The 5,102-nt window shown below is 64.2% G+C and carries 3 protein-coding genes; 1 reads left to right on the plus strand and 2 read right to left on the minus strand.

The genetic code is table 11. From position 1 onward, the window contains the following. Both AC1D00_RS25915 and AC1D00_RS25920 read right to left on the minus strand, forming a co-directional pair. Window positions 1–222: response regulator (locus AC1D00_RS25915; RefSeq protein ID WP_477012605.1), on the minus strand; the 222-nt coding region annotated here is incomplete at its 3' end. Beyond that, entirely contained in the window at window positions 212–3,583 is a 3,372-nt protein-coding gene (locus tag AC1D00_RS25920) for a hybrid sensor histidine kinase/response regulator (RefSeq protein ID WP_477012604.1), read from the minus strand. The genes AC1D00_RS25915 and AC1D00_RS25920, both read right to left, overlap by 11 nt. A gap of 166 nt (window positions 3,584–3,749) precedes the next feature. On the opposite strand from AC1D00_RS25920, the gene urtA reads away from it, so the two are divergent. Continuing rightward, window positions 3,750–5,009, plus strand: coding sequence for an urea ABC transporter substrate-binding protein (gene urtA, locus AC1D00_RS25925; protein WP_027542194.1), 1,260 nt, complete (start codon window positions 3,750–3,752; stop codon window positions 5,007–5,009). The last annotated feature ends 93 nt before the right edge of the window (window positions 5,010–5,102 follow it).

The following is a 5,102-nucleotide window of genomic DNA, read 5'->3' on the forward strand; positions in this document are numbered from 1 at the left end:
GAGGCGGCGGCAGGTCTCGAAGCCGTCCATGCCGGGCATCACCGCATCGAGCAGCACGATGTCGGGCGTGATCTGGTCGACGATGCGCMTCGCTGCCGCGCCGTCGAGTGCCACCATCACCGTCATGCCGGCGCCGTCGAGCGCGTCGGTGAGCAGCCGCAGCGTTTCGGGAGAGTCATCCACAACGAGCGCGACGTCGCGCTTCTTCGACTCAATGCTCATGCGCATGCAACGTCTTCAATGTGGCCATGTACTGGTCGAGATCGAAGCGGTCGACCAGCGATCGCATCTGGGCGACGAAGTCGGCGTGCTCCGGATGCTCGCTGCCGATCTCGTCGAGCTTCAGCTGGATGCCCTTGACGTAGCCGATCTGGCCGAGCCCGATCAGCTCCTCGATGTGTCGCGGCGGCGGCCGTGAGCCGCTCTCGGGCTGCCAGAACGGCACCGCGATCTCGTCCGGGCCGTACTGCCACTCGATCTTGAGCAGCTGGCGGATCGTCTCCAGCAGCCGCGGAATGTCGATCGGCTTCATCAGATAGCCGTCGTGGAATGGCTGTGCCAGCGGCGTGCCATGAGCCTCGAGCGCACTTGCCGAGACCATCAGGATCCGGGCCTGGTGATGGCCGCTCGCGCGCAGCGTCTCCGCGACCGTCCAGCCGTCCATGCCGGACATGGAGATGTCGAGCAGGAACAGATCGGGCCGGCAATGCTGCGCCAGCGCGAGGCAGCCCGGGCCGTCGGTGGCGCTGAGCAGGATGAAGCCGAGCGGCGTCAGCACCTCGCGCAGGAGGTCGCGATGAACAGGGTCGTCGTCGGTGATCAGGATCGTCTTGCGCGCGCCGTGATAGCCGGAGACCGGCGCTTCCACCGGCGCAATGCGCTGGGGATTGGCGACCTCCGACAGCAGGATCTTGACCTTGAACGTGCTGCCGGTGCCGACCGTGCTCACGACCTTGATGTCACCGCCCATGACGCCGGCGAGCAGCCGGCTGATGGTCAGCCCGAGGCCCGTTCCGGTCTGCGGCTGCGAGACACCGAGGGCGCCGCGTTCGAACGGCGCGAAGATGCGCTCAAGATCGTCGCCCTGGATGCCGGGACCGGTGTCGATGACCTCGAACTCGGCAACGGGGCTGCGATAATGCACGACGAACTGCACGCTGCCGGCCTGGGTGAATTTGATCGCGTTGGAGAGCAGATTGATCAGCACCTGGCGCAGCCGCTTCTCGTCGGCATACACGACGACCGGTAAATGCGCCGGACGCCTGAACACGAAGTCGATGCCCTTGGCGGCGGCCTGAAGCCGGAACATGCCGACGAGCTGGTCGAGGAATTCGCTGAGGCGCACCTCGTCGCGCGAGAGATACAGCCGCCCCGCCTCGATCTTGGAGATGTCCAGAATGCCGTCGATCAGGCCGGAGAGATGGTCGGCGCTGCGGCGGACGACGCGGACCTGGTCGCGCGGCTTGGTGCTCAGCGTCGCATCCTGCTCGAGGAGCTGCGCATAGCCGCTGATCGCATTCAGCGGCGAGCGCAGCTCGTGGCTGAGGCCGACGACATAGCGGCTCTTGGCGAGGTTGGCGGATTCGGCGACCTCCTTGGCGCGCTGGAGCTCGGCATCGGTGCGCTTGTGCGCGTCGATCTCCTGGATCAGCAGCGTGGTCTGCCGCCGCGTCTCGGCCTCCGCGGCGCGGCGGCTCTGCTGCGCCAGCACGAACAGCCAGGCCACCACGCCGATGATGATGCTGAGCGAGAAGAACACCTTCCACAGCACGTCGGAAACGAGCATGTTCTCGCCATGCACGCTCGCGGAGGTCTGGAGATAGATCAGCCCCAGCACGAGCGCGACGAGCCCGGCCGAGACCACGAACACGCCGATGTAATGGCCGAGCTGCGAATTGATCCGCTCATAGATCGGCTGCGGCAGGATCTTGCCGAGCGTCTCGGAGAACTGCGTCTGTGCGCGCGCATGCGGCTTGCAGAGGTCGTGGCAACGGGCGTCGAGCGAACAGCATAAGGAGCAGATCGGCCCGGCGTAAGCGGGGCAGGAGGCCATGTCCTCCGGTTCGAACGAGTGCTCGCAGATGCAGCACTGGATCGCCTCGATGTTCTGCCAGCTCCGCTTCGGTTTGCGCGCGATGTAGTATTTGCCGCCGGTCGCCCATGCGATCAGGGGGGCGGCGAGGAAGGCAACCGCCAGCGCGATGAAGGCCGACAGCGCCTTCGCGGTCGGCCCGAACAGGCCGTAAAAGGCGCTGATGGAGAGAATGGTCGCGATCGTCATCGCGCCGACGCCGACCGGATTGATGTCGTAGAGATGCGCGCGCTTGAACTCGATCTGCTGCGGCCGCAAGCCAAGCGGCTTGTTGATGACGAGGTCGGCGACCAGGGCGCCGACCCAGGCGATCGCGACGTTGGAATAGAGCGCCAGCGTCTGCTCCAGCGCCTTGTAGACGCCGATCTCCATCAACAGCAGCGCCACGATGACGTTGAAGACCAGCCAGACCACGCGGCCGGGATGGCTGTGGGTCAGGCGCGAGAAGAAGTTCGACCAGGCGATCGAACCGGCATAGGCGTTGGTGACGTTGATCTTGACCTGCGACAGGATCACGAAGGTGCCGGTCAGCGCCAGCGCGAGGTCCGGCTGCGACAGCACGTATCGAAAGGCCTCGAGATACATATGCGCCGGCTCGGCGGCCTCTTCGGGCGGCACGCCGTGGCCGAGCGCGAAGAAGGCGAGGAACGAGCCCGCCAGAAGCTTCAGCGCGCCGAGCACGATCCAGCCGGGCCCAGCGCTCATCAGTGCGATCCACCAGGAGGTCCTGGAGGCGCGACGGTCGCGCGGCAGGAATCGCAGGAAGTCGACCTGCTCGCCGATCTGCGCCACGAGCGAGAACACGACCGAGGCCGCAACACCGAACAGCAGCAGATCGAAATGTCCGTTGAGGTCGCCGTGCTCGCCCGAGAACTTGCGCCACTCCGTAAAGGAGTGTGGGTTGTGCCAGGCGATCGCTGCAAACGGCATGATGTGGAGCACGATCCAGAGTGGCTGGGTCCAAAGCTGGAAGCGGCTGATCAGCGTGATGCCGTAGGCCACCAGCGGGATGATGACGACGGCGCTGATGAGATAGCCTACGGGGCGCGGAATCCCGAAGCACATCTCGAGCGCGGACGCCAGGATCACCGCTTCGATCGCAAAGAAGATGAAGGTGAAGGACGCGTAGATCAGCGAGGTGATGGTCGAGCCGATGTAGCCGAAACCAGCGCCGCGCGTCAGCAGGTCAATGTCGATGCCGCATTTGGCGGCATAATAGGCAATCGGCACGCCGCAGCAGAAGATGATGGTCGAAACCACGAGGATCGCGGCGGTGGCGTTGGTGACGCCGTAGTTCAGGGTGATGGTGCCGCCGATCGCCTCCATCGCCAGGAACGAGATCGCGCCCAGCGCGGTGTTGGCGACGCGGGCGGTGGACCAGCGGCGCGCGCTCTTGGCCGTGAAGCGCAGCGCGTAGTCTTCCAGCGTCTGGTTGGCGACCCATTGGTTGTACTGGCGCCTGACGCGGTCTATTCGCTGCCGCCCTGCCACTTAACCCCACTCCGATACGACCCGGATCCCTCGCAAAACCCGTACCAAAAGCCTACGTCGGCATTTTGCGGTGCAGTATACGCGATCTTGCGTATGCTTGCGCTGCACAAATTCGAGCCATCCTCACGGCACCAATCGCGTGTCCTCGAACAAAAGTGGGGTGCTCATGTCAGACGAAGCAAACAAGGGCCTGTTGTCGCCGCTCCGGCGCAAATTATTGATGGGAATGGCGGCCGTGCCGGCCATCACGATGCTGCCGCGGGCGTCTTTTGCGCAGGCCCCGGCGACCTCGGCGGTCAATACCACGGGTCTCGCAGTCACCGATACCGAGGTGACGGTCGGCATCCTGCATTCGGCGACCGGCACCATGGCCATCTCCGAGACCGGCTCGATCGAAGCTGAAAAGCTCGCGATCGAGCAGATCAACGCCATGGGCGGCGTGCTCGGCCGCAAGATCAAGTTCATCCAGGAAGACGGCGCCAGCGACTGGCCGACCTTCGCCGAAAAGGCCAAGAAGCTGCTCGTCAACGACAAGGTCGCGGCGATCATGGGCTGCTGGACCTCGGCCTCGCGCAAGGCCGTGCTCCCGGTCATGGAGCAGTACAACGGCATGCTCTACTACCCGACCTTCTACGAAGGCCTCGAGCAGTCCAAGAACGTCATCTACACCGGCCAGGAAGCGACCCAGCAGATCCTCGCGGGCCTGAACTGGATCGCGAAGGAGAAGGGCGCGAAGTCGTTCTTCTTCATCGGCTCCGACTACATCTGGCCGCGCACCTCGAACAAGATCGCGCGGAAGCACGTCGAGAACGTGCTGAAGGGCAAGGTCGTCGGCGAGGAGTATTATCCGCTCGGCAACACCCAGTTCAATTCGGTCATCAACAAGATCAAGCTGACCAAGCCCGACGTGATCTTCACCGACGTCGTCGGCGGTTCCAACGTCGCGTTCTACAAGCAGCTCAAGGCTGCCGGCATCGACCTCGCCAAGCAGCCGCTCTTGACGATCTCGGTGACCGAAGACGAAATCGACGGCATCGGCGGCGAGAACATCGCGGGCGCCTATGCCTGCATGAAGTACTTCCAGTCGCTCGACAACCCGAACAACAAGACCTTCGTGCCCGCGTTCAAGAAGCTGTGGGGCGAGAAGACCGTGATCGGGGACGTCACCCAGGCTGCCTATCTCGGCCCGTGGCTTTGGAAGTTGACGGTCGAGAAGGCCGGCTCCTTCGACGTCGACAAGATCGCGGCGGCCTCGCCGGGCGTCGAGTTCAAGGGCGCTCCGGAAGGCTATGTGCGCATCCACGAAAACCATCATCTGTGGTCGAAGACCCGGGTGGGACGCGCCAAGCTCGATGGCCAGTTCGAGCTGATCTACGAGACCGCCGATCTCGTCGAGCCGGATCCGTTCCCCAAGGGCTACCAGTAAGAAGCGCTACCAGTAAGAGGCGCAGCCTCTGCCGCGGTCTCCCTCAAGGCAAAACCGCTCCCTGGCGTGGATCGCAAGTCCATGCCCAAGACC

The sequence above is a fragment of the Bradyrhizobium sp. P2_E8 genome, from assembly GCF_056403875.1.

Coding starts and splice junctions, on each gene's coding strand:
- urtA (WP_027542194.1), top strand. CDS start 3,750: ATGTCAGACGAAGCAAACAAGGGCCTGTTGTCGCCGCTCCGGCGCAAA.